The sequence below is a fragment of the Streptomyces mutomycini genome (assembly GCF_001700505.1).
GTDB classification, from domain to species: Bacteria; Actinomycetota; Actinomycetes; order Streptomycetales; family Streptomycetaceae; genus Streptomyces; species Streptomyces mutomycini.
The window spans coordinates 87,668-109,908 of sequence record NZ_MAPV01000093.1 but is presented as its reverse complement, the minus strand read 5'-3'; the positions used below and the strand labels follow the sequence as shown (position 1 = coordinate 109,908).

23 protein-coding genes, 1 tRNA gene and 1 pseudogene are annotated in these 22,241 nt (G+C 69.3%); 7 read left to right on the top strand and 18 right to left on the bottom strand.

From position 1 onward, the window contains the following. Positions 1–641 precede the first annotated feature (641 nt). The 6 genes and pseudogenes from BFF76_RS33780 to BFF76_RS14525 all read left to right on the top strand — a co-directional run. Positions 642–777: pseudogene (locus BFF76_RS33780) on the top strand (carbohydrate ABC transporter substrate-binding protein); the annotation flags it as partial. Between the two features lie 2 nt (positions 778–779). Continuing rightward, the coding region (locus BFF76_RS14545; protein WP_244167280.1) for an ABC transporter substrate-binding protein at positions 780–1,808 on the top strand (1,029 nt) is incomplete at its 5' end. 166 nt (positions 1,809–1,974) lie between these two features. Continuing rightward, entirely contained in the window at positions 1,975–2,973 is a 999-nt protein-coding gene (locus tag BFF76_RS14540) for a carbohydrate ABC transporter permease (protein ID WP_031092251.1), read from the top strand. 15 nt (positions 2,974–2,988) lie between these two features. After that, positions 2,989–3,912: a carbohydrate ABC transporter permease gene (locus BFF76_RS14535; protein WP_031092248.1), complete on the top strand. Its 924-nt coding sequence runs from the start codon at positions 2,989–2,991 to the stop codon at positions 3,910–3,912. Positions 3,913–4,072: 160 nt separating this feature from the next. After that, on the top strand, positions 4,073–5,530 hold the full coding sequence (locus tag BFF76_RS14530; protein ID WP_031092246.1) for a GH1 family beta-glucosidase: 1,458 nt from the start codon (positions 4,073–4,075) through the stop codon (positions 5,528–5,530). 235 nt (positions 5,531–5,765) lie between these two features. Further along, positions 5,766–6,812 (top strand): LacI family DNA-binding transcriptional regulator, encoded by a 1,047-nt coding sequence (locus tag BFF76_RS14525; RefSeq protein ID WP_053928659.1) that lies wholly within the window; start codon positions 5,766–5,768, stop codon positions 6,810–6,812. Between the two features lie 82 nt (positions 6,813–6,894). On the opposite strand, the gene BFF76_RS14520 is transcribed toward BFF76_RS14525, so the two are convergent. The 14 genes from BFF76_RS14520 to BFF76_RS14455 form a co-directional block, all read right to left on the bottom strand. Then, entirely contained in the window at positions 6,895–7,350 is a 456-nt protein-coding gene (locus BFF76_RS14520; protein ID WP_031092243.1) for a hypothetical protein, read from the bottom strand. A gap of 53 nt (positions 7,351–7,403) precedes the next feature. Next, entirely contained in the window at positions 7,404–7,808 is a 405-nt protein-coding gene (locus BFF76_RS14515; protein ID WP_042836310.1) for a gas vesicle protein K, read from the bottom strand. A gap of 52 nt (positions 7,809–7,860) precedes the next feature. After that, positions 7,861–8,037 carry a gas vesicle protein gene (locus BFF76_RS14510; protein ID WP_031092239.1) on the bottom strand — a complete coding sequence of 59 codons (177 nt, stop codon included), beginning with the start codon at positions 8,035–8,037 and terminating at the stop codon, positions 7,861–7,863. A gap of 37 nt (positions 8,038–8,074) precedes the next feature. Then, on the bottom strand, positions 8,075–8,899 hold the full coding sequence (locus BFF76_RS14505) for a GvpL/GvpF family gas vesicle protein (protein WP_234351761.1): 825 nt from the start codon (positions 8,897–8,899) through the stop codon (positions 8,075–8,077). Further along, a complete protein-coding gene (locus BFF76_RS14500) occupies positions 8,896–9,330 on the bottom strand; it encodes a gas vesicle protein (protein ID WP_078850560.1) in 435 nt (144 codons plus the stop codon). The genes BFF76_RS14505 and BFF76_RS14500 overlap by 4 nt, the downstream gene beginning before the upstream one ends. Positions 9,331–9,391: 61 nt before the next feature. Then, complete coding sequence (locus BFF76_RS14495; RefSeq protein ID WP_065848375.1) at positions 9,392–10,561, bottom strand: SRPBCC family protein; 1,170 nt, start codon at positions 10,559–10,561, stop codon at positions 9,392–9,394. After that, positions 10,554–11,144 carry a hypothetical protein gene (locus BFF76_RS14490; RefSeq protein WP_065848374.1) on the bottom strand — a complete coding sequence of 197 codons (591 nt, stop codon included), beginning with the start codon at positions 11,142–11,144 and terminating at the stop codon, positions 10,554–10,556. The genes BFF76_RS14495 and BFF76_RS14490 overlap by 8 nt, the downstream gene beginning before the upstream one ends. A 26-nt stretch (positions 11,145–11,170) precedes the next feature. Beyond that, positions 11,171–11,428 (bottom strand): gas vesicle protein GvpG, encoded by a 258-nt coding sequence (locus BFF76_RS14485; protein WP_031092229.1) that lies wholly within the window; start codon positions 11,426–11,428, stop codon positions 11,171–11,173. Positions 11,429–11,461: 33 nt separating this feature from the next. Then, the gene (locus tag BFF76_RS14480) at positions 11,462–12,175 is read right to left on the bottom strand and encodes a GvpL/GvpF family gas vesicle protein (protein WP_031092227.1); all 714 of its coding nucleotides are present in this window, start codon (positions 12,173–12,175) and stop codon (positions 11,462–11,464) included. A 3-nt stretch (positions 12,176–12,178) separates the two neighbouring features. Next, the gene (locus tag BFF76_RS14475) at positions 12,179–12,628 is read right to left on the bottom strand and encodes a gas vesicle structural protein GvpA (RefSeq protein ID WP_053928656.1); all 450 of its coding nucleotides are present in this window, start codon (positions 12,626–12,628) and stop codon (positions 12,179–12,181) included. Between the two features lie 63 nt (positions 12,629–12,691). Next, complete coding sequence (locus BFF76_RS14470) at positions 12,692–13,000, bottom strand: gas vesicle protein GvpO (RefSeq protein ID WP_031092224.1); 309 nt, start codon at positions 12,998–13,000, stop codon at positions 12,692–12,694. Between the two features lie 450 nt (positions 13,001–13,450). Next, a tRNA-His gene (locus BFF76_RS14465) sits at positions 13,451–13,523 on the bottom strand. A gap of 126 nt (positions 13,524–13,649) precedes the next feature. Continuing rightward, complete coding sequence (gene orn / locus BFF76_RS14460; RefSeq protein ID WP_031092222.1) at positions 13,650–14,255, bottom strand: oligoribonuclease; 606 nt, start codon at positions 14,253–14,255, stop codon at positions 13,650–13,652. A gap of 10 nt (positions 14,256–14,265) precedes the next feature. Further along, positions 14,266–15,495 carry a helix-turn-helix domain-containing protein gene (locus BFF76_RS14455; RefSeq protein ID WP_053928655.1) on the bottom strand — a complete coding sequence of 410 codons (1,230 nt, stop codon included), beginning with the start codon at positions 15,493–15,495 and terminating at the stop codon, positions 14,266–14,268. Between the two features lie 813 nt (positions 15,496–16,308). Here BFF76_RS14455 and BFF76_RS14450 point away from each other — a divergent pair. Beyond that, positions 16,309–16,830 carry a universal stress protein gene (locus BFF76_RS14450; RefSeq protein WP_053928654.1) on the top strand — a complete coding sequence of 174 codons (522 nt, stop codon included), beginning with the start codon at positions 16,309–16,311 and terminating at the stop codon, positions 16,828–16,830. Between the two features lie 193 nt (positions 16,831–17,023). Here BFF76_RS14450 and glmS read toward each other — a convergent pair whose 3' ends face one another. From glmS to BFF76_RS14430, 4 genes are all read right to left on the bottom strand, one after another. Then, positions 17,024–18,853, bottom strand: coding sequence for a glutamine--fructose-6-phosphate transaminase (isomerizing) (glmS, locus tag BFF76_RS14445; RefSeq protein ID WP_065848373.1), 1,830 nt, complete (start codon positions 18,851–18,853; stop codon positions 17,024–17,026). Between the two features lie 56 nt (positions 18,854–18,909). After that, positions 18,910–19,185: a hypothetical protein gene (locus tag BFF76_RS14440; RefSeq protein WP_031092215.1), complete on the bottom strand. Its 276-nt coding sequence runs from the start codon at positions 19,183–19,185 to the stop codon at positions 18,910–18,912. A 614-nt stretch (positions 19,186–19,799) separates the two neighbouring features. After that, positions 19,800–20,828 carry an ABC transporter substrate-binding protein gene (locus tag BFF76_RS14435; protein ID WP_031092213.1) on the bottom strand — a complete coding sequence of 343 codons (1,029 nt, stop codon included), beginning with the start codon at positions 20,826–20,828 and terminating at the stop codon, positions 19,800–19,802. A 241-nt stretch (positions 20,829–21,069) separates the two neighbouring features. Continuing rightward, complete coding sequence (locus tag BFF76_RS14430) at positions 21,070–22,236, bottom strand: acyl-CoA dehydrogenase family protein (RefSeq protein WP_065848372.1); 1,167 nt, start codon at positions 22,234–22,236, stop codon at positions 21,070–21,072. Between the last annotated feature and the right edge of the window lie 5 nt (positions 22,237–22,241).

Genomic DNA, 22,241 nt, shown 5'->3' with positions numbered 1-22,241 from the left:
CCCACGCACCCCCCACATCCGGCCGGGGCGCGCCCCCCTTCGGGCCCCCTCGGTGCGCGGAGGGGGACGCCGTGTCCGCGCTCGTCCCACCCGTACGGAAAGAAGCGGAACCTCCCCGCCGGGCAGTGGAGTTCGGGGAAAGAACACGGAAACGCCCCGTGGCCCCCCTGTGCAACCCCATGAGGCCCTGGCCCCTTCATCTTCCGGCGTCGCCTCCGGACGGCAGGAGGCCGGCGGCGCCCTTTCCGGCGTGGCGCGCGAATCTGCCCCGGTGACCGGCCTCCACCGGGGCGGAAGGGGCGGAACTGCACCCAACACCGCTCTGAGCTGGGGGAATTCAGACTTCGGTATCCACCGCATGCAGGCCGCGTAAGTAAACGCAAGCTCTCGGTCGGACACGTTCCCGTGACTTGCAGGACACACTCGGGCAACGGAAGCGTCTTCAAGTCTTGACACCCACCCCCCTGAGGCAGCAATCTTCCGGCATCAGCGCATGGGAGCGCTCCCATATCGAACGAGGTTTTTCGCTCGTACGGGGACGGCACCGCCCATGTCCTCTCCGTACCACCGGCACCCGCACCCATCAGCGCGTATGCCGAGCAGCTGAACGCCAGTCCCACCCTGGAACAAGGAGTAGTGGAATGCGCATCACCCGCACCGTCGCAGGTCGAAGCCGCAGAACCGCCGTCATGGCTACCACGGGCCTCACGGCCGCCGCCCTGCTGCTGACCGGCTGCGGCGATTCCGGCTCGGATTCGGAAGGGGCCGACTCGAACGNNACGGGCAGCGGTCTGGCCGACGTGCACGGCATCGAGGTCGGCCGCGCCAAGGAGCTCGTCGACACCAAGGCGGACGCCTTCGCCGACCTCTCCAAGGTGGTCGACACCGACCAGTGGGTGAACTGGAAGGCGCTGCAGGCGACCACCGACGAAGGCAAGGTCATCGGCGCCGGCACCGACATCGGCCCCATGTCCATCTGCTACCGCCGTGACCTCTTCGAGCAGGCCGGGCTGCCCAGCGACCGCGAGGAAGTCGCCGCGAAGCTCGCCGGCGGCTGGGAGGACTACCTCAAGCTCGGTGAGGAGTACAAGAAGAAGGCGCCCAAGGGCACCTTCTACATGGACTCCGCCAGCGCCATGTACAACGGTGTGGTCAGTTCCCACTCGGAGCAGTACTACGCGAAGAACGGCGACCCGATCTACAAGGAGAGCGCCGGCGTCAAGGAGGGCTGGAAGCTGGCGGCCGAGGCGGTCGACAAGAAGCTGACCCAGGGACTGGCCCAGTTCCAGGACCCGTGGAAGGCCGCTCTGCGCCAGGGCACCATGGCCACCGTGGCCTGTCCCGCATGGATGGCCGCCCAGATCGCCGAATACTCCGGTGACAAGTACAAGGGCAAGTGGGACATCACCCGTGCCCCGGGCGACACGGCGGCCAACTGGGGCGGTTCCTTCCTCTCCGTGCCCGCCAAGGGCAAGCACGTCAAGGAGGCGGGCGAGCTCGTCAAGTGGCTGACCGCGCCGGAGCAGCAGGCCGCCGTGTTCAAGGCCGCCGGTCTCTTCCCGTCGAACAAGGGCGCCTACGCCCTGCCTGACGTGAAGACCGCCAAGCTGGAGTACTTCAACAACGCCCCCATCGGCGAGATCTACGCCGAAGAGGCCAACGCCATCCCCGCCGCCGTACTCGGCGCGAAGGACGGCAACATCAAGGACACCTTCTCCAAGCAGATCAACAACATGGAGCAGCGGGGCACCAAGCCGGACGCCGCCTGGGACGCCGCCATCGAAGCCATCGACAAGGTCGTCGGCTGATCATCCGCCGGTGCGGGCGGCGGGGACGTCTTCCACGCGTCCCCGCCGCCCGCGCCGGTGCCGGTCCACCCGCCGGCACCGAGCACCTTCCGACACCCGCCTCCGACCTGACACAGGTCCGGCCTGCCCCTGCGGTGTCGGCACACCCAGGGAAGGACTCCCACCCGTGGCAATCACGACCCCCGACCGGAGCGCGCACGGCTCACAGCGCGGCGGACGCGCTCCGAAGCCCATGACCCCCAGCCGCCAGGCGTGGCGCACCCGGCTCTGGCGCTTCGACGACAAGGCGTCGCCGTACGCCTACATCGCCCCGTTCTTCCTCGTCTTCGCCGCCTTCGGGCTGTATCCGCTCGTCTACACCGGCTGGATCGCCCTGCACAAGGTGGAGATGACCGGCCTCGACCAGATGGAGTGGGTGGGCTGGGAGAACTTCAGCACCATCCTGCAGGACTCCGAGTTCTGGACCGCGGTCACCAACACGTTCGTCATCGGCGTCATCTCGACCGTCCCACAGCTGATGATCGCCCTGGGCCTGGCCCACCTGCTGAACTACAAACTGCGCGCCAGCACCTTCTGGCGCACGGTGATCCTCACCCCGTACGCGACCTCGGTGGCCTCCGCGGCCCTCGTCTTCGCCCTGGTGTTCCGGGCGGACGGAGGTCTGCTGAACTGGGTGCTCGGGTTCTTCGGCGCGGGTGAGACGAACTGGGTCAACGGCCACTGGACGTCCAACATCGCCATCGCGATCATCGTGATCTGGCGTTGGACGGGTTACAACACGCTGATCTACCTCGCCGCCATGCAGGCCGTCCCGTCCGATCTGTACGAGGCCGCCTCGCTCGACGGTGCCTCGCGCTGGCAGCAGTTCCGCAATGTGACGATCCCGGCGCTGCGGCCGACGATCCTCTTCACGATCGTCATCTCGACCATCGGCTCGATGCAGCTCTTCGGGGAACCCCTCCTGCTGGAGGGCGGCACCAACGGCGCGACGGGCGGCACCGAGAACCAGTACGAGACGCTCAGCATCTACCTCTACAACTACGGCTGGAACCTCGGACACCTCGGCAAGGCCGCCGCGGTCGCCTGGGCCATGCTCGTCCTGCTGCTGCTCATTGCCGCGATCAACTGGCTCGTCGGGCGCTTCGTGCGCAAGACCGCGGCCTGACGGGGAGCGATATCCATGACCACCACCAGCACCGTCACCGCTCCGGACCGCCGACGGGTCTCCAAGGCCCCGGTCAGTGGTGAGCCCCCGCGCCGCCGCCGCTTCAAGCCCGGAGCCGGCCGCCAGCACCACGCCGGCCCCTTCGCCTACTTCGCACTCGTCGTCGTCGGGCTCGGCTCGCTGTTCCCGCTCTACTGGACGCTCGTCGCCGCGTCCCGCACCCAGGACGAGATCCTGGACACCACGCCGCCGCTCATCCCGGGCGGCAACCTGTTCGACAACCTCGAGGCGGCCTGGGAGCAGGCCAACCTCGGCAAGGCCATCGTCAACACGGTGATCGTGTCCTCCAGCATCACCCTGGCGACCCTGTTCTTCTGCACCCTGGCCGGCTACGCCTTCGCCAAGATGCGCTTCAAGGGCCGCGGCGTGCTGATGACGATGGTCATCGCCACGCTGACCATTCCCCCGCAGCTCAGCGTCGTGCCGCTGTTCATGATGATGTCGGACATCGGCTGGGGCGGTCAGCTCGAATCGGTGATCTTCCCGACCCTGGTGAGCGCGTTCGGCGTGTTCTTCATGCGGCAGTACCTCCTGGAGGCCCTGCCGTACGAGCTCATCGAGGCGGGCAGGGTGGACGGGGCGAACAACCTCCGCATCGTGTGGAGCATCGTGCTTCCGGTCGCCCGCCCGGCGATGATGGTGCTCGGCATGCTCACCTTCGTCCAGGCCTGGAACGACTTCTTCTGGCCCTACCTCGCGCTGAACCAGGAGAACCCCACGCTCCAGGTGGCACTCGGCCAGCTGAGCGCGTCCTATGTGCCCGACCAGAGCATCGTCATGGCGGGCGCGCTGATCAGCACCCTGCCGCTGCTCGTCGTCTTCGTGATCTTCGGCAAGCAGATCGTCGGGGGAATCATGTCCGGCGCCGTCAAGGGCTGACCCAGGCCCCGCTGTTCCCTCCGGTCCGGTCCCGGTCCGCTGCTCCGTCCCCGGTCCGGCCTCCGCCGATCCGTACGGCCTGTACCTGACGACAGGCCGTACGGAGCCGGGGGCCACCGCACTTCCCGTCCTGCCCCTCCATCCATGGGAGCGCTCCCGTATGACTGCCGTACGACCCGACATCACCCCGAAGCAGGCGCCCGGGACGCAGTTCCCCACGGGCTTCATCTGGGGCGCGGCGACCGCCTCCTACCAGATCGAGGGCGCCGCCGCCGAGGACGGCCGCACGCCGTCCATCTGGGACACCTTCAGCCGCACGCCCGGCAAGGTCCGCAACGGTGACACCGGTGACATCGCCGCCGACCACTACCACCGCTACCGCGACGACGTCGCGCTCATGAAGCGGCTCGGGCTGAAGGCGTACCGCTTCTCCGTATCCTGGTCCCGGGTCCAGCCCACCGGCCGGGGCCCGGCCGTCGAGCGGGGTCTGGACTTCTACCGCAAGCTCGTCGACGAGCTGCTGGACGCCGGCATCATGCCCGTCGCCACCCTCTACCACTGGGACCTGCCCCAGGAGCTGGAGGACGCCGGCGGCTGGCCCGAGCGCGTCACCGCCGACCGCTTCGCCGACTACGCAGCCATCGTCTCGGGCGCCCTCGGCGACCGCGTCGGCATGTGGACCACCCTCAACGAGCCGTGGTGCTCGGCCTATCTCGGCTACGGCTCGGGCGTGCACGCCCCCGGCCGCACCGAGCCCGCAGCGGCGCTGCAGGCGGCCCATCACCTCAACCTCGCCCATGGCCGGGCGATCGAGGTTCTGCGCGACCAACTCCCCGCTGCCGCGCAGACCTCGGTCACCCTCAACCTCCACCAGGTCCGCCCGCTCACCGGCAGTGAGGCCGACGCGGACGCCGCCCGCCGCATCGACGCCGTCGGCAACCGTGTCTTCACCGGTCCGATGCTGCGCGGGGAGTACCCCGAGGACCTGATCGCCGACACCTCGCACCTGGTGGACTGGTCGAAGCTGGTCAGGGACGGCGACCTCGCCACCATCTCCCGCCCCGTCGACGCCCTCGGCATCAACTACTACACGCCGACGCTGGTCTCCACCCCGGTGGCAGGCGCCGACTACGCGCGCAGCGACGCCCACGGTGCCAGCGACCACTCCCCGTGGCCCGGTTCCGAGCACGTCGCCTTCCACCTCGCCGAGGGGAAGGAGCGCACCGCGATGGACTGGCCGATCGACCCCGACGGGCTCTACAACCTCCTCATGGACACCCACCGGGACCACCCGGGCCTCCCTCTCATGGTCACCGAGAACGGTGCCGCCTTCGACGACTACGTCTCGCCCGAGGGCAGGGTGGAGGACCCGGAGCGCGTCGCCTATCTGCATGGGCACCTCGACGCCGTGCAGCGGGCGGTCGCCGACGGCGCGGATGTGCGCGGCTACTTCCTCTGGTCGCTGATGGACAACTTCGAGTGGGCGTACGGCTATTCGAAGCGCTTCGGTGCGGTGTACGTCGACTACGCGTCCCAGCGCCGCATCCCCAAGACGAGCGCGCACTGGTACTCCGACGTGATCCGCCGCCACGCACTGCCGCCGGCCGGCACCGTCTGAACCGACCGGTAACGACAGCGGGGCCCGGTGCACACCACCCGGCCCCGCTGTTCTGTGCCCGCCCCGGAGTGGCCCGCCCCATGTGTCCGACATCCGGACCCGTACGCTTGGGAGCGCTCCCAAGAGTTGTGGCGCTGGGAGGGCCGGCGGGTCCGTACGAGTGTCAGGGGATCGGACAGCGGGACTTGGTTTGGCCAGGGCGCTGTGAGAAATTGACCGCGAACGGGAGGCAGCCATGGCGGCAGCGCGAGTACGGAGTGGCGGGCGGCCCACGCTCGAAGAGGTAGCGGCCCGGGCCGGAGTGGGGCGGGGCACGGCCTCACGCGTCATCAACGGCTCGCCACGGGTCAGCGCACAGACCAGGGAGGCCGTCGAGGCTGCCGTCGCCGAGCTGGGATACGTACCCAACCGCGCGGCCCGCGCGCTCGCGGGCAACCGCACGGACGCCATCGCGCTCGTCGTCCCCGAGTCCGAGACGCGGTTCTTCGCCGAGCCGTACTTCTCCGACATAGTGCGGGGCGTCGGGGCCGCCCTCGCCGACACCGAGATGCAGCTGCTGCTGACCCTCGCGGGCAACGACCGCGAGCGGCGCCGGCTGGCCCAGTACCTGACCGCGCACCGGGTCGACGGGGTGCTCCTGGTCTCCGTCCACGCCGACGATCCGCTGCCGGACCTCCTCGAGCAGCTCGGCATGCCCTCGGTGATCAGCGGCCGCAGGCACGCGGCGGAGACACTGCCCTCCGTCGACTCCGACAACTTCGAGGGTGCCCGGGCGGCCGTCGACCACCTCATCGCGCGCGGCCGCCGCTCCATCGCCACGATCACCGGCCGCCTGGACGTCTACGGCGCCCAGCGCCGGCTGGACGGCTACCGCAAGGCCGTCGCCGCGGCCGGGCTCGACCCCGACGAGCGGCTGATCGCGCCCGCCGACTTCAGCGAGGAGGGCGGCGCCCGCGCGATGCGGGAGCTGCTGGAGCGCCGCCCCGACGTGGACGCGGTCTTCGCCGCCTCCGACGTGATGGCGGCGGGCGCCCGTCAGGTCCTGCGGGAGTCCGGCCGCCGCATCCCGGACGACGTGGCACTGGTCGGCTTCGACGACTCCGCGGTGGCCCGCCACATGGACCCGCCCCTGACGAGCGTGCGCCAGCCGATCGAGGAGATGGGCCGCACGATGACCCGCGTCCTGCTCCAGGAGATCGCGAACCGTTCCTCGGGCGACGGCACCGAGGAACGCCCGAGGATCGTGCTGCCCACGGAGCTGGTGGTGCGGGAGTCGTCCTGAGGCGTTCGGGCACCGGGTCATGAAAGGAGGGCCGGCTTGGATCAGCCGGCCCTCCAGTGGTGCGGTGCGTCGCGCGGCCCGGTCAGATCCGGCCGCCGGTGAGACGGGTGATCGGCCCGGCATGGGCCTTGGCCGTCTGGCGGCCCAGGGCGAACGCGCCACCCACGAGGCCACCGACGCCCGCTGCGGTGCCCACGGCTATGGCCTTGCGGTGCTTGACGACCGTCCACGCGGTGCCCACGGTCGAGGTGACCTTGCCCGCGGTGTCCACGACGGCCTGCCGGCCGGTGTCCCAGCCGGCGGCCGCGGTCCGCTTCGTGGCCAGACCGGCCGACCGCACACCGGTGCCTGCCGACTCGGCCGCGTTCCGGGCCGACGACTTGGCTTCCCCGGCCGACGACTTGGCCTCCTTCGCCGAGGACTTGGCCTTCGAGGACGCGGCCGACGCGCCGGACTTGGCGGCGGCCGTCCTCGCGCCCGTACGGGCCTTCGCCGCAGAAGCGTTCACGTTGCTGGTTTCTTCGTTCTCTGCAGTCATGGTGTTCGTGTTACCTCTCTGTGCGGCTCGAAACGGAGTTGCGGAACTCGCCCTCAATTGCGCGGAAGCAGTGAACCCAGCGGGCCCAGATCCAAGTTGAGGTCCTCCATGGTGAGGTCGTAGCGCTCGCAGAGCTCCGACATCCGGTCCTGAAGGATCATCAGCGTCATCCCGATGCGTTCCTCCTGGTCCTCACGCAGATCACCGACGTCGACCCGGTGCAGAGCGGTGCGCTCCATGAGCTGACGCAGGAGTTCGACGATCGTCAGGACCAGTTTGATGAGATCGCGTTCCACCGTGTCCGGGTCGGTCTCCAGCCGCTGGGCGAGTCCGCTGCGCGTGCTCTGCTCCTCGGGCCCCGCGGGCACGAGGTCGAAGGCGCGGGCCGCCGCCCGGGCGACCTCCTCGAGGTTCGCCGCCTGCGGGCGCGATTCCGTTCCCCGTACTTCCTCGGCCATGGACTGCTCCTCGTTCATCAGCGGCTGCTGTGCCGGGACCTGCGTACGGTCCTCACCACGGCGACGGTTCGTCCGACGTGATCGACCGGATCACAGCCCTCAGATTGATGTGCACCAGGTCGACCTCGGCGATGGAGAGGACCAGGTCGCCCGTGAGCACCGCTCCGCCGTTCAGCAGACGGTCCAGCAGGTCGACGAGTGCCACCTGGCGCCCGGCCAGGGACTCGATGGATTCGCGCCGGGCACGGCCGCGCTCAGTCCGTCGTTCATCGCGGCTCCCCGCCGCCCGCCTCGGGCGGCGTCGCGAAGGAGTACGGCGCCCAGGGGCCGGTGATCTCGACGCGTACGCCCGGCACGTCGTCGCCGAGCCCCGCGAGAGCCGCGCGGAACGCCCCGGCCCGGGTGCCATGGACCAGGTAGGCATCGTTGACGATGTTCTCGCCCGCCGCCTCGGTGAGTTCTCCCTGCTGCGGGCGGTGCGTGACGTGCGCCTCGGCGATGCCGGCCACCCGGTCGGACACCCCGGCGGCCACCGCACCCGCTGCCCGGTAGGTCGCACGGTGGTTCTGCTGCTGGGCACGGCGCCGCTGCAGGTAGGCCCGCCCCGGACGGTCCGTCGTGTCCGCCTCCGCCTCCCGGCTGCTCACCGCGACGGCCTCACGCGGGTCCGCGTAGACCTTGACGCCGAGTTCGACATGACCTTCGAGGCGGGCGAGCAGGGCGGAGAACTCCGGTTCGCGTTCCCCGAGCATCTCCCGTACGCGTCCGTCGCCGAGATAGACCGTCGCCAGGCGCATGGGCAGCACGGTGGCGTGCTCGTAGGCCGCCTCGACGACCGCGTGGTGGGTACGGGCCAGCACTTCGAGGCGGCCGAGATCCTCCATCTGCGCCTGCACGCCCTCCGCCCCGTACGAGGCGGAGGGAACCGACGAGACCAGGGCCACGAGGTCCCCGGCACGGACCGTCCGCAGAGGGGTGCCCTCCAGGCCCTGCCGCCCCGCGAGCGCCGTCTCGACCGGCGTTCCCGCGCGGCCGACGGCGTAGACGTAGGACATCGCACCGTCCGTCGCCGGGTCCATTTCCGCAGTCACTTCGATTCCTCACCTTCCGCGTGCTCCACCCCGGGCCGGCCGGGCAGCGATTCCTGGCCGGACCCGGCGGCAGGCAGCCCCACGGCGGCCCTCAGCTCGGCTATCTCGGCCCGCAGACGGGCGTTCTCCGCTTCCACCTGACTGCCTGCCGCATCGTCCCGGGAGGCGCCGCGCGCCTCCGGCCGCTCGGTGCGGGCCCGGGAGGAGAGCGAAGGATCGTGCTCCCACCAGTCGATGCCCATCTCCTTGGCCTTGTCCACGGAAGCGACCAGCAACCGCAGCTTGATCGTCAGGAGTTCGATGTCGAGCAGGTTGATCTGGATGTCACCCGCGATGACGACGCCCTTGTCCAGCACGCGTTCGAGGATGTCGGCCAGATTCGCGGAGGACTGCTGCTGTCCGTACGGGGACGCCGCCGAAGAGGCACCCATACGGCCGGCCAGTGAATCGGACACTTCGGATCAGTCCCATCCGTGCTGTAGGCGGAGCATCTCAGCCACGTGCGGAGGCGGTACGGCGACGGGCACGGGGGGCCGGCTCGTCCTCGTCCTCGTCCTGGTCCTCGTCAAGGGGCTCCTCCTCCGCATCCTCGTCGTCCTCGTCCTCGTAGTCCTCTTCCTCCGGGCGGAGTTCCTCGTCCTCGTCGCCGTCCTCGTCGCCGTCCTCGTCGTCGTACTCCGCGGCGGGCTCCTCGTCCTCCCCGTCGGCGAGTTCGTCGTCGTCTGCCTCGTCTGCCTCGTCGGCCTCGTCGGCGTTCTCGGACTCCTCGGGGTCCACCTCGTCGGCGTCGGACTCCGGCTCCTCCGCCTCGGAGCGCGCCTCCTCCTTCTCGACGGCCTCGTCGTGATCCATGACGACCTCGCCGTCGCGGATCTCACCGCGCCAGCCGTCGGTCGCCTCGCCGCGCATCATGATGAACTTGCGGTAGAGCTTCAGATCGAGCCTGGCCCGGCGGCCCTGGGCACGCCAGATGTTGCCGGTCTTCTCGAACAGCCCCTTGGGGAAGTACTCGAGAACGAGCAGCACCCGCGTCAGGTCGTCGGTGATGGCGTGGAAGGTCACCACCCCCTTGACCGTCCCCTTGGCACCTTCGGTGGTCCAGGTGATCCGTTCGTCCGGGATCTGCTCGGTGACGTTCGCCTTCCAGCTGCGCGTGGACTTGGCGACCTTCACCTTCCAGTTGCTGCTGGTGTCGTCGGACTTCTCGACACTCACGACACCCTTGGCGAAGGTGCTGAACTCCTGGAACTGCGTCCACTGGTCGTACGCCTCACGCAGCGGCACACCGACGTCGATGTCCTCGGAGATCGTGACGCTCTTCGACTTGCCGCCGCCGCTCTTGCGCCCCTTGCCGAACAATCCCTTGACCTTGTCCTTGACGGTCTCCTTGAGATGGGAGGCACCGGCGCTGACGGCGGCCTGGGCGGGCGACTTGCCCTCGCTGAGTGCCTTGCCGCCCTTGGCGAGGCTCTTCACGGCCCCGCTGGGGGCCTCCTTGCCGTCCGCGAGCCTGCCGACCCCTTCACCGAGCTTGTGGCCGAGGCTCGTGACCGCGTGCTGCGCCCGTGCCGAGAGGTAGTTCTGCAGCTCTTCCTTGAGACGGTCGGTGGCGGGATTCTTCGCCACGTCGTCCTTGAGCCTGCTGAAAGCGGTGTCAGGCATTGCTGCCACCCCCGTTCCGGCGTGCGCCCGACGACTTCGACGAAGTCGTCCTGCGGGCTCCGGAGGCTGCCTTACGGGTGGCCGGAGCGGCCTTCTTCCGGGCGCCGCCGGCGGTGCCTCCCGTGGACTTGGCCGTCCTCTTCGCCGCCGTCGTGCGGCGACGGGCCGGCTTCTCCTCCGCGCCCTCGTCGTCCGCCCCGCCCTCGTCGTCCCGGGCGTCGCGGTCCTCGTCCTCCGTGGCGTCCGCGTCGTCTTCCTCGCGTGTGTCCCGCGACTGTGCGCCGGAGGGGTCGTCGAGTTCGAGGGTGCGCTTGTGCAGGGAGTCGGCGAGGCCGGTGGCGCGCTGCGTGAGGGCGTTGGTGGCGGCCGTCCTGGTCGCGCCCACCAGCTCCTTGCGGACCTGGTCGTTGAGGCTGCCGAGGACCGGTGAGTCGGCCAGCATCCTGCCCAGCTGCTTCGGGTCCAGGCTCAGCTTCTTGCCCGCCAGGAACATGCCGAAGCCGATCGCCAGCTTGGCCTTCTTCGTGCGTCCCAGCAGGTATCCGCCCACCAGGGCCGCGCCTATCTTGGCATTGCCGGTCATCTGTGAAGCACCTCGATCTCCCGCTATCAGGAATTGTCGTTCAAACGTTTCTGGTATTCCTCGCACTCGGCGAGCCAGTCCAGCAATTCGTCCTCGCGCCGGTCGAATTCTTCTTCGTCGATGTTTCCGCTCAGCAGTTCACGCTCCAGCTCGGCCAGTCGCGTGCGCGCTGCTCCCGGGTCGTAGTGCTCGCGTTCGGCGGCCAGCACCACCTGGTCGAGAACCCACACCGACCCGCGAACCGGGGCCAGTGGAAGGGTGAGCAGTTGCGAAATGAGACCCATGCCCGGGCATCTCCCCTCTGCGAGGGCTTTACGTCAGACGAAGCTGTAGGGCGGGAGGGGGCCGTTGAGAGCGAACTCGTATTCGTCCCCCCTGCGCTCGGCCTCTTCGTGGACCGCCTGCGAGAAGGCGGCCGCCTCGTCCCGCTGCACGAGGTAGGACACGTTCAGGAAATGGGTCTTCGTGGGTTCTCCCTCGGAGACCCGTTCCGCAGCGGACGCCAGCGCGTTCGCCACTTCCCTTCCCAACGTTTCCTGCCTGGCCTGGACTTCGCGCGACACGAGTTCGCCGAGGGCCATCTTCTTGTCCTGGGCCGCCGGATTCCGACGGGTGTACTCGCTGAGCTGCCGGGCCTCCGGCGATTCCGCGAGAATTTCCCGGAGCAGGCTTTCCTCGTCGCGCGATACCTTCACGTTGTACTCGAGCCGGCCGTCCAGTTCGGAGAGGCGGGCCGTGTAGGTGTCCTTGCCCTGCTCCAGCGCGGCACGTACCTGCTCGTCGTCCGGCCCCACCAGGCCGAAGCGCATGGGGAGGGCCGCGCCGTCGGCCATCAGCCTCTCCAGCACGCTCTGGTGCGCGACGAGATCACGTCGCTTGGCCCGCAGTTCGGGCGGGGTGTCGCTGACCACGGCGGCGAGCTTCCCCGATGTCAGGGTGCGCAGCTCCGACGCCGACTCCCCGACACCGGACAGGCCGTCCAGCCGCAGCGGGTGATCGGCCGCGGTGATGGCGTAGATGTAGGTCGACACGGTCTATTCCTCCCCCCGCCGGCTCGTCCGGCGGCTGCTGCTCGAAGCGGAGCTCTTGCGCGCCGGCCGCTTCTCCTTCTCCTCGTCGTCGGAGCCGTCACGGCCGCCCTGGAAGGAGTCCGTGAAGGCTTCGACCGCGCCGGTCAGGGCGCCCTTCGACTTGCCCTTGGCGCCGCTCTCCATCGTGTCCCCGACTATGTCGGTGAGCTGGGCGGGAGCCTTGCGGCCGGACTCCAGGTCCAGCCGGTTGCACGCCTCGGCGAAACGCAGATACGTATCCACGCTGGCCACGACGACACGTACGTCGATCTTGAGGATCTCGATTCCGACGAGCGAGACACGAACGAAGGCGTCGATGACGAGCCCCCTGTCGAGAATGAGCTCAAGAACGTCGTAGAGATTTCCGGATCCGCCCCCACTGCCGGAGGCGTTGCTCTGCTGAACGAGACTCATGGTCGGTCGTCCTTCCAATGAGTGGTTTTTCTACGGGCTCGGTGATCGGCGGGCAGTTCGACCTCAGCGGTCGACCTGTCCTCGCGAATACCGTCTGATTCGTTCGTAACCCACGAGTTGCCCCTGGGTGTCGAGCCTCACGCGATACGAGGCCATCACGCTCATGGTGTCCGGGATCTTCTCGATCTCGATGACTTCCACATCCGCCGTCCAGCCGTCGTCCGTCGCATTCAGCGAAGACACCGAATCGGGTTCTCGCTGAAGGAGTTCGGCAAGCTGCACGGCTGCGTTCTTCATCGCCGTGGAGACACCGACCCGGCGGTCACCGCCACTGCTGCTCTGATCGTTCTTGGTGTTTCCGGTCGTCGTCATCTGTTTCACCTGCCGCGCTTCGTCGGGGCTTTCTGTCTGGCTCTTTCGGCGGGGCTCCACTGCGGGTGCCCGTGGGATCCGAACGTATGCATGAAGCTTCCTCACGCCTTCCACACAGCTGCGGATTTTCGGCACGCAGCGCACCCGGCAGACATCACACGGACACAAGTGGTCCCTGTCGCGTCGGGGGACGGTGCGGCAGGGACCGTGAAGCCGGATGCCCCGTGCGGGGCTCGCCATGCGGGGCGGGATCTCGTGTGGCGGGTGTCACCGAGCCGGAGCGGCCCGTGGGGGGAGAGGGGGCGCCTTCGCCGGCGGCCCCAGGTCCGTCCGGGCCCGTCGGCGAGGAGACGGGTACGGAGCCGTGGAAGTGGCGGGCGGCGCATGTCCGCGTTTCGGAAAAGACTCAGCCCCCGACCTGTTGTCCCAGGTCAGGGGCTGATCATTCAGGGTGAGTAACGGGACTTGAACCCGCGACATCCTGGACCACAACCAGGTGCTCTGCCAGCTGAGCTATACCCACCATGTCGCCCGGTCGCTTTCCTGACCGGCCGAGAAAAAGTGTACAGGGTCCGAGCGGGTGCTCGCGCCCGAGTTCTCCGGGGCTGGTGCACGGGCCCCGGGGGGCCCGTGACCAGGGGTGGTGCGCCTACGCTCCGGTGGCCGGCGTGTGGCGTGCCGCGATCTCCTTGGCGCGCGCCGAGTCGGGGCCGGGCTGCGGCACGAAGACCGCGTCCCGGTAGTAGCGCAGCTCGGTGATGGAGTCGCGGATGTCGGCCAGTGCCCGGTGGTTGCCGTTCTTGTCCGGACTGTTGAAGTACGCCCTCGGGTACCAGCGGCGCGCCAGCTCCTTGACCGAGGACACATCGACGATCCGGTAGTGGAGGTAGCCCTCCAGCGACTGCATGTCCCGCGCGAGGAAGCCCCGGTCGGTGCCGACCGAGTTTCCGCACAGCGGGGCCTTGCCCGGCTCCTTCACGTGCTCGCGGATGTACGCCAGGACCCGCTCCTCCGCGTCGGCCAGGGTCGTGCCCCCGGCCAGCTCGTCGAGGAGACCCGAGGCGGTGTGCATCTGCCGCACCACCTCGGGCATGGTCTCCAGGGCCGCGTCCGGCGGGCGGATCACGATGTCCACCCCTTCGCCGAGCACGTTCAGTTCCGAGTCGGTGACCAGTGCGGCCACCTCGATGAGTGCGTCGTCCGTCAGCGAGAGCCCGGTCATCTCGCAGTCGATCCACACCATGCGGTCGTTCATGAGCCCCACCCTACGGTGCGCTGCGCGGCCCCGGCAGGGCCGGGCGCCCGGGAGCGTACGCCTCGGGAACCGGTCCGAAGCGCTCCGCGGGGCCGCCGGGAGCAGCCGTCGCGGTGACCTGGGACGGGCCGGCCGAGGACGCCGCAGCGGCCCGCCGGCTCGATGCCGTGCCCTGGGCGGGCACGGACGCCTCCAGCACCGTGGTGACCTCCAGCGCCCCGACCTGCGGACGGCGGGCCCGGTAGGCGGCCCTGTACGCGGCGGGGGAGGAGCCCAGCTGGCGGCGGAAGTGCCCGCGCAGCGCGACGGGCGAACGGAAGCCGCAGCGGCCCGCGACCTCGTCGACCGAGTAGTCGGAGGTCTCCAGCAGCCGCTGTGCCTGCAGCACGCGCTGGGTGATGAGCCACTGGAGCGGTGCGCTGCCCGTGAGCGAGCGGAACCTGCGGTCGAAGGTCCGCCGGCTCATGTAGGCGCGCGCGGCCAGCGTCTCCACGTCGAACTGCTCGTGGAGATGCTCCAGCGCCCAGGCCACGACCTCGGCGAGCGGATCGGAGCCGATCTCCTCAGGTAAAGACCTGTCGAGATAGCGCTCCTGACCGCCACTGCGCCGCGGCGGTACGACGAGCCGGCGGGCCAGCGCCCCCGCCGCCTCGGTGCCGTGGTCGGTACGGACTATGTGGAGGCACAGATCGATTCCGGCCGCGGTCCCGGCCGAGGTGAGCACATCGCCGTCGTCGACGAAGAGCTCACGCGGATCGACGTGCACCGACGGATAGCGCTTGGCCAGCGTCGGCGCGTACATCCAGTGCGTGGTGGCCGGGCGGCCGTCCAGCAGGCCGGCTGCCGCGAGGACGAAGGCCCCCGTGCAGAGTCCGACGATGCGGGCACCCTCCTCATGGGCGCGGCGCAGCGCGTCCAGGGCCTCTGCGGGCGGCGGGGAGGTGATGGACCGCCAGGCGGGCACCACGACGGTGCCGGCCCTGCTGATCGCCTCCAGGCCGTACGGCGTGCTGAGTTCGAGCCCGCCGGTGGTGCGCAGCGGTCCTTCCTCACCCCCGCAGACCAGCAGGCGGTAGCGCGGAACTCCCGCGTCCTGCCGGTCGATTCCGAAAACTGAGAGCGGAATGGAGCTCTCGAAGATAGGGCCGCCGCTGAACAGCAGTACGGCTACGACTTCCCGGCGCCGCCGCCCGGTCAGTTTGCGTGCGGCCTCCGTTGCGGTGGCGGAGTCCTGGCTCATGACGCTAAGCCCCCCTCGGTGTTCGCGTCTTCCTGGTCCCTACGGGCCTGTCGCACCTGCACGTTTCCCCTCGGTCTCGCACGCGTCCCCAGTCCTCGACACTCATGATCGAATCTACTGCGTCCCGTGGTGCCGGCGTGACACGTTCCCCCACCGGCACTAAGTCGACAAGGCAACCTGGCGCGAAGCGTTCGATCACGAAGCGTTCCACTCGCAGGCCCCACAGGGAAGTGCGCATCGCGATCATGGCGCGTCCCCATAGGGTCAAAGCGTACCGCGCGGTCTATTCCTGCCTGGTGGCACGTGGGTTGGGCGGCCCGGAGGCCAAGAAAAGCGGGTGGAGGCGAAGTTGGCTGAAAACCGATGGTTGTGCGCGCGCATTCCAGTCATGTGACCGGCGTACGCCCCCTGATCCAAGAAGCCTCCGTGTGCCTCAGGGCGTCGGGGGCAGGGGATGTGGACGATCCGCAGTCGGCCGATGGCGGGGTGTGACGGTCCGGGAGTGGAGGGGTGGGTGGCACATTCGGCCGTCCTGTCCGGGCCGCCGCGAGAGCCGGCCGACGGCTCTGACCGGAACCCGTCAGAGCCTCCACGAGCTGGATGTAGGACACAACCGGCATTGCCATACAGGGGCTGTCTCCGGCATGCTCCCTCCATCGCCGCCTGCGCCGTGCGAGGACTGGGCAGTGGAGGAGTGGCGCCGTACCCTTGGGGGTAGGGGGTTGGGAAGATGTTTCCCGGACACTGCTTCACCGCTCGCAGACACACCTCCAAACCGCTCTCCTCACGAGGACTCTCTTCGCCGAGACATCGATGGCCGGTCACGAAATCCCTGAACCCGCAGACCGCAAGCAGGTAGCCGACCCCGGGTCGGAGCCCCTGACGGTCGAAGAGTCGCGCCCTTCCTGCGATCCGGCCTTCCGTCACGGCGTTGTGGTCGGCTTCGACGGCTCGATGTCCAGCGAGCGGGCCCTCGCGTACGCCATCGGCATGGCGCACCGGCACAGCTCGGGACTGATCATCGTCCATGTGGCCAACCGGCTTCCGACCACGGTCTGGGCGGGCTGTGAGCCGCCCGTCTTCGTCGATGTGCCCGATCACCGCACCGAGGTCCTCGGTCTCGAGCTCGCATGCGCGGAGTACCTCGCCGAGGTGCCCTGGGTGCTCGTGGAGCGTGGTGGGGACATCTGCCACGAGCTGGAGGAGGTCGGCCGGGAGTATTCGGCCGACGCCATCGTGGTCGGTTCGACGCACGGCATCGTGGGCCGGATCTTCGGATCAGTGGCGGGCCGTCTCGCGCGCCGTGCCCAGCGCCCGGTCATCGTCATCCCCTGACACGCGAGTTCCCCCGCACACGAAATCCCCCGCACGTGGAAACGCCCGCACGTGGAAACGCCCGCCCGCCCGCGCAGCAACCTCCTGCCCCGCCGGGAACCATCTCCCTCTACGCACAAAGCCCCTGACGTGACGTCAGGGGCCTCGTGTCCGGTGCTCAGGGCGGACCGGCGCGGCGTCTGCCGCCCGGTTGCTACTCGACGGTGACCGACTTCGCCAGGTTGCGCGGCTTGTCGATGTCACGGCCCATGGCCAGCGCCGTGTGGTACGCGAACAGCTGCAGCGGGATGCCCATCAGGATCGGGTCCAGCTCGTTCTCGTTCTTCGGGACGAGGATCGTGTGGTCGGCCTTCTCCTGCTCGCGGTGGGCCACGGCGAGGATGCGGCCGCTGCGGGCCTTGATCTCCTCCAGCGCGGCGCGGTTCTTCTCCAGCAGGTCGTCGTCCGGGACGATCGCGACCGTGGGGAGCGCCGGCTCGATGAGCGCGAGAGGGCCGTGCTTGAGCTCGGACGCCGGGTAGGCCTCGGCGTGGATGTAGGAGATCTCCTTGAGCTTCAGGGAGGCCTCCAGCGCGACGGGGTAGCCCCGGACACGGCCGATGAACATCATCGACTGTGCGCCCGCGTACTCCTCGGCCAGCTTCTTGATCTCATCCTCCGACTCGAGGATCCGGCCGATCTGCTCGGGCAGCTTGCGCAGGCCCTCGATGATCCGCTTGCCGTCGGAGACCGACAGGTCCCGGATGCGGCCCAGGTGCAGGGCGAGCAGCGCGAAGGCGACCACGGTGTTGGTGAAGCACTTGGTGGAGACGACGCAGACCTCGGGGCCCGCGTGGACGTACATGCCGCCGTCCGCCTCGCGGGCGATCGCCGAGCCAACGACGTTCACGACGCCCAGGACGCGTGCGCCCTTGCGCTTGAGCTCCTGCACCGCGGCCAGCACGTCGTAGGTCTCACCGGACTGCGAGACGGCGACGTACAGGGTGTCGGGGTCCACGACCGGGTTGCGGTAGCGGAACTCGGACGCGGGCTCCGCGTCGGCGGGGATACGGGCCAGCTCCTCGATGAGCCCGGCGCCGATCATGCCCGCGTGGTACGAGGTTCCGCAGCCGAGGATCTTGATCCGGCGGACCCCGCGGGCCTCGCGGGCGTCCAGGTTCAGGCCGCCCAGGTGCACGGTGGAGAAGCGGTCGTCGATGCGGCCGCGCAGCACGCGGTCCACGGCGTCGGCCTGCTCGGAGATCTCCTTGTGCATGTACGTGTCGTGGCCGCCCATGTCGTACGACTCGGCCTCCCACTCCACGGTGGTCGGCGTGGCCGTCGTGGTCGAGCCCTCGGTGGTGTACGTACGGAAGTCGTCGGCCTTGAGGGTGGCCATCTCGCCGTCGTCCAGGGTGACGATCTGGCGGGTGTGTGCGACCAGGGCGGCCACGTCGGAGGCGACGAACATCTCCTTCTCGCCGATGCCGAGCACGACCGGGGAGCCGTTGCGGGCGACGACGATGCGGTCGTTGAAGTCCGAGTGCAGGACGGCGATGCCGTACGTGCCCTCGACGGACTTCAGCGCCTCGCGGACCTTCTCCTCCAGGGTGGTGGCCTGGGCCCGGGCGATCAGGTGGACGAGCACCTCGGTGTCGGTCTCCGAGAGGAAGACGGTCCCGTCGGCGACGAGCTTCGCGCGGAGCTCGGAGGCGTTGTCGATGATGCCGTTGTGGACGACGGCGACCTTGTTCTCCGCGTCCAGGTGCGGGTGCGCGTTCTCGTCGCTCGGGGCGCCGTGGGTGGCCCAGCGGGTGTGGGCGATGCCGGTGGTGCCGGCGAACCGCTTGGGCACGCGGGCCTCCAGCTCGCGGACCCGGCCCTTGGCCTTGACCATCTTGAGCACACCCGGCCTGCCCGCCGCGGCCTTGCCCGTGATGACGATGCCCGCGGAGTCGTAACCCCGGTACTCCAGCCGCTGCAGGCCCTCCAGCAGCAGTGGAGCCACGTCACGCTTCCCGATGTAACCGACGATCCCGCACATGGGTTTCTGCCCTCCATCGACGTACAAAAGTTCCGTGCCCGGCCCGCCTGTCCCGCTCAGCCGTAGACGATGCGGCGCAGCTGGCGGAGCGAGAGCTCCTGCGGTGCCACCGCGCGGTGCGGCAGCTCGGCCGCGATCCGCTCGAAGATCTCCGTGTTCACCAGGCCGCCCGCCTGCAGTTCGCGGTGGCGGCGCCGGACGAAGTCCTCGGTCGTCTCGTCGAAGTAAGCCAGCACGTCGAGGATCACCCTGGCGGCCTCGCCGCGCTGGAGCGCGGTGGAGCGTACGAGGTGGTCGATGAGGTCGTCATGCGTCTGGCGGCGTTCGAGCACTCGTCGATATTGCGTGGACCGGTGCCGATACGCAAGAAATCTGCCCGAAATCGGGCAGGTATCTCACTCGATGGGGTGTGTATGTCTTAAATGCCCGTTACTTCGAGTCTGGTGCCCGGCGTCAAAGGTGGCGAGAACGCGTCGGGAGGACGTCCGGACCGGCCGGATTACGGTCGCGGCCGCGGGGGTCTGAGCGCGATGCCCGTCGACTCCGGGGCGGAGTCGCCCGTGACCGACGGCGAAGCGGAGGGTGCCTCCGGGTGGTCCCGGGGCCGACAGCCCGGAAACCGGCCAGGGCGGGCTGCGCCGCGGTGGTCGGTTCCTGGGTGCGCGGGTGCGCGGTTCCAGCCAGTCAGTGGCGGGAGATGCCGGCCGTGCCTGTGCCGCCTGCCGGGGCGGGGCCGGTCCGGCGGAGACCCGGTGCGGTGCCGCGCGGGAAGAGTGCGCTCCGGCCGCCCCGTCGTCGTGCCGCCGGGGTGCGGGGGAGTACGGGCAGCCATCCCGTCGCGCGTAACCGACTGAACGGTTTGGTTGAAATGGGTACCGTTCAGCCGGGCCCGGACGAGGTGGCTGTCAGGCCCGGGGGCCGCCCTGCCCGGGCCGTGGCCCGGAGGTCAGCTGACCTTCTTGGCCTTCTCGATGGCCTCGGCGAGGGAGTCGAGGATCGGCGCGCACTTGTCGTAGGAGTAGATGGGCTCCGCCGTCCGGGGGATGACCTGGCCGGCCTTGACGGCGGGCAGCCCGGCCCAGGTGGGCTTCGAGGTCAGGGCGCCGGGCTGCAGGGCCGAGGAGCGGTTGTCCATCATGATGATGTCGGCGTCGTACTTGTCGATGTTCTCCCAGCTCAACTCCTCGAAGAAGCCCGCCTCGTTGACCTTCGGCTCGACGAACTGCACGCCGAGCTCCTGGAAGTAGAGGGTGTCGGCGGACGTCTTGGCGAGGGACACGTAGAACAGGTCCTGGCTGGCCGAGCCGACCAGTACCTTGATGTTCGGCTGGGACTTGGCGGCGGCGCGAAGCCGGGCCGCCGCCTTCTCGAACGCGGCCTTGGCGTCGGTGACCTTCTTGGCCTTCACGTCCGCGCCGAGGGAGGCGGCGAGGTCCTCGTGCCGCTGGATGGCCTTCGGGATCGTGGTCTGCGCGGCCCACAGGGCGACGCTCGGAGCCAGCTTGAGGATCTTGTCCTTGGACTGGTCCGGCACGTACCAGAGAGCGTCCTTCTCCCACATGGCGGTGACGAGGAGTTCCGGTGCGAGACCGGCGTACTTCTCCACGTTGAACTCGCCCCAGACGTTGCCGAGCACCTCGACCTTGCTGATGTCGAGGTCGCCGGCCTGCACGTCGGCCTTGCCGTCGGTGGTCTTCGTCGGGCCGAAGACGCCCTTGACCTCGACGCCGTAGTCATGGAGCGCGGCGGCGACACCGACGAACGCGACTATGTTCTTCGGCGCGGAATCGGCCTCGGCCGTCTGCCCGCGGTCGTCCTTGAAGGACCAGGGGCCGGATTTCTCCGCACCCGGACCGGAGGCGGTGCCCTTCTCGTCGCCGTCGCCGCAGGCCGCGAGAACGGCACCGAGGCCTACGGCGCCACCGGCGGCCAGCAGGCCGCGGCGGGAGAGTGAGCTGGTCCGGACACTGGACATGAGTGGATCTGCTTTCGTACGCGCCCCAGGGCGCCCGCTGACGGTTCGAGGGAAGGCTAGCCTAACCTCACATGTCGCAGGCGGGGAGGGCAAGGGGGAGCGGCCGTTCCGTTATCCGCGCACGGAAATGCCGCCTTCCCGTGGACCAGGGGAAGGCGGCATTCGCGGCGTCCGATGCCAGCCGGTGACCGGCTGCGGGCGCAGCATCCCGATGCCGGGGCGGAGCGGTCAGGCCCGTCCGTCAGGCGTCCATGCCCAGCTCCCGGGCGATCAGCATCCGCTGGACCTCGCTCGTGCCCTCGCCGATCTCCAGGATCTTGGAGTCGCGCCACATCCGGGCCACCGGGTACTCGTTCATGAAGCCGTAGCCGCCGTGGATCTGCGTCGCCTCGCGGGCGTTGTCCACCGCCACCGTCGACGAGTACAGCTTCGCGATCGCCGCCTCCTTCTTGAACGGCTCGCCCGCCAGCAGCCGCGAGGCCGCGTCGCGCCAGCCGATGCGGGCCATGTGCGCCCGCGTCTCCATGTCCGCGATCTTGAACTGGATGGCCTGGTTGGCGCCGATCGGCTTTCCGAAGGCGTGCCGCTCCTTCGCGTACTTCAGCGACTCGTCCACACACCCCTGTGCCAGGCCCGTGGACAGCGCCGAGATGGCGATGCGGCCCTCGTCCAGGATCCGCAGGAACTGGGCGTACCCGCGGCCCTCCTCGCCCAGCAGGTTCGCCGCCGGGACGCGTACGTCGGAGAAGGACAGCTCGCGGGTGTCGGAGGCGTTCCAGCCGACCTTCGAGTACGGGGCGGCCACCGTGAAGCCCGGGGTGCCGGACGGGACGATGATCGCGGAGATGCGCGGGGCGCCGTTCTCCTTGCGGCCGGTGACCGCCGTGACCGTGACCAGCTCCGTGATGTCCGTACCGGAGTTGGTGATGAAGCACTTCGAGCCGTTGATCACCCACTCGCCGGTGGCCTCGTCCAGCACGGCCGTCGTGCGCGTGCCGCCCGCGTCCGAGCCGCCGTCCGGCTCCGTCAGCCCGAACGCGCCGAGTGCCTCGCCCGAGCAGAGCCTCGGCAGCCAGCGCTGCTTCTGCTCCTCGGTCCCGAAGCGGTAGACCGGCATGGCGCCGAGCGAGACCCCGGCCTCCAGCGTGATCGCCACGGACGAGTCGACCCGCGCCAGCTCCTCCAGGGCGATCCCGAGGGCGAGGTAGTCACCGCCCATACCGCCGTACTCCTCCGGGAAGGGCAGCCCGAAGAGGCCCATCCGCCCCATCTCCCGCACGATCTCGTACGGGAACTCATGGCGTTCGTAGAAGTCGCCGATCTTCGGGGCGATCACATCGTGTGCGAACTCCTCGACGGTGCGGCGCAGTTCCTCGTGTTCGGCGGTCAGCCGGTGGTCAAGGGACATGGGTG

Bases quoted from the DNA above. Each gene is read 5' to 3' on its own strand.
- BFF76_RS14530 (WP_031092246.1), top strand. From the start codon at position 4,073: ATGACTGCCGTACGACCCGACATCACCCCGAAGCAGGCGCCCGGGACG.
- BFF76_RS14485 (WP_031092229.1), bottom strand. From the start codon at position 11,428: ATGGGTCTCATTTCGCAACTGCTCACCCTTCCACTGGCCCCGGTTCGC.
- BFF76_RS14455 (WP_053928655.1), bottom strand. From the start codon at position 15,495: ATGAGCCAGGACTCCGCCACCGCAACGGAGGCCGCACGCAAACTGACC.
- BFF76_RS14500 (WP_078850560.1), bottom strand. From the start codon at position 9,330: ATGGGTGCCTCTTCGGCGGCGTCCCCGTACGGACAGCAGCAGTCCTCC.
- BFF76_RS14430 (WP_065848372.1), bottom strand. From the start codon at position 22,236: ATGTCCCTTGACCACCGGCTGACCGCCGAACACGAGGAACTGCGCCGC.
- BFF76_RS14490 (WP_065848374.1), bottom strand. From the start codon at position 11,144: ATGACCGGCAATGCCAAGATAGGCGCGGCCCTGGTGGGCGGATACCTG.
- BFF76_RS14495 (WP_065848375.1), bottom strand. From the start codon at position 10,561: ATGCCTGACACCGCTTTCAGCAGGCTCAAGGACGACGTGGCGAAGAAT.
- glmS (WP_065848373.1), bottom strand. From the start codon at position 18,853: ATGTGCGGGATCGTCGGTTACATCGGGAAGCGTGACGTGGCTCCACTG.
- BFF76_RS14515 (WP_042836310.1), bottom strand. From the start codon at position 7,808: ATGGCCGAGGAAGTACGGGGAACGGAATCGCGCCCGCAGGCGGCGAAC.
- BFF76_RS14435 (WP_031092213.1), bottom strand. From the start codon at position 20,828: ATGTCCAGTGTCCGGACCAGCTCACTCTCCCGCCGCGGCCTGCTGGCC.
- BFF76_RS14450 (WP_053928654.1), top strand. From the start codon at position 16,309: ATGGCCGGTCACGAAATCCCTGAACCCGCAGACCGCAAGCAGGTAGCC.
- BFF76_RS14475 (WP_053928656.1), bottom strand. From the start codon at position 12,628: ATGAGTCTCGTTCAGCAGAGCAACGCCTCCGGCAGTGGGGGCGGATCC.
- BFF76_RS14470 (WP_031092224.1), bottom strand. From the start codon at position 13,000: ATGACGACGACCGGAAACACCAAGAACGATCAGAGCAGCAGTGGCGGT.
- BFF76_RS14535 (WP_031092248.1), top strand. From the start codon at position 2,989: ATGACCACCACCAGCACCGTCACCGCTCCGGACCGCCGACGGGTCTCC.
- BFF76_RS14520 (WP_031092243.1), bottom strand. From the start codon at position 7,350: ATGACTGCAGAGAACGAAGAAACCAGCAACGTGAACGCTTCTGCGGCG.
- BFF76_RS14525 (WP_053928659.1), top strand. From the start codon at position 5,766: ATGGCGGCAGCGCGAGTACGGAGTGGCGGGCGGCCCACGCTCGAAGAG.
- orn (WP_031092222.1), bottom strand. From the start codon at position 14,255: ATGAACGACCGCATGGTGTGGATCGACTGCGAGATGACCGGGCTCTCG.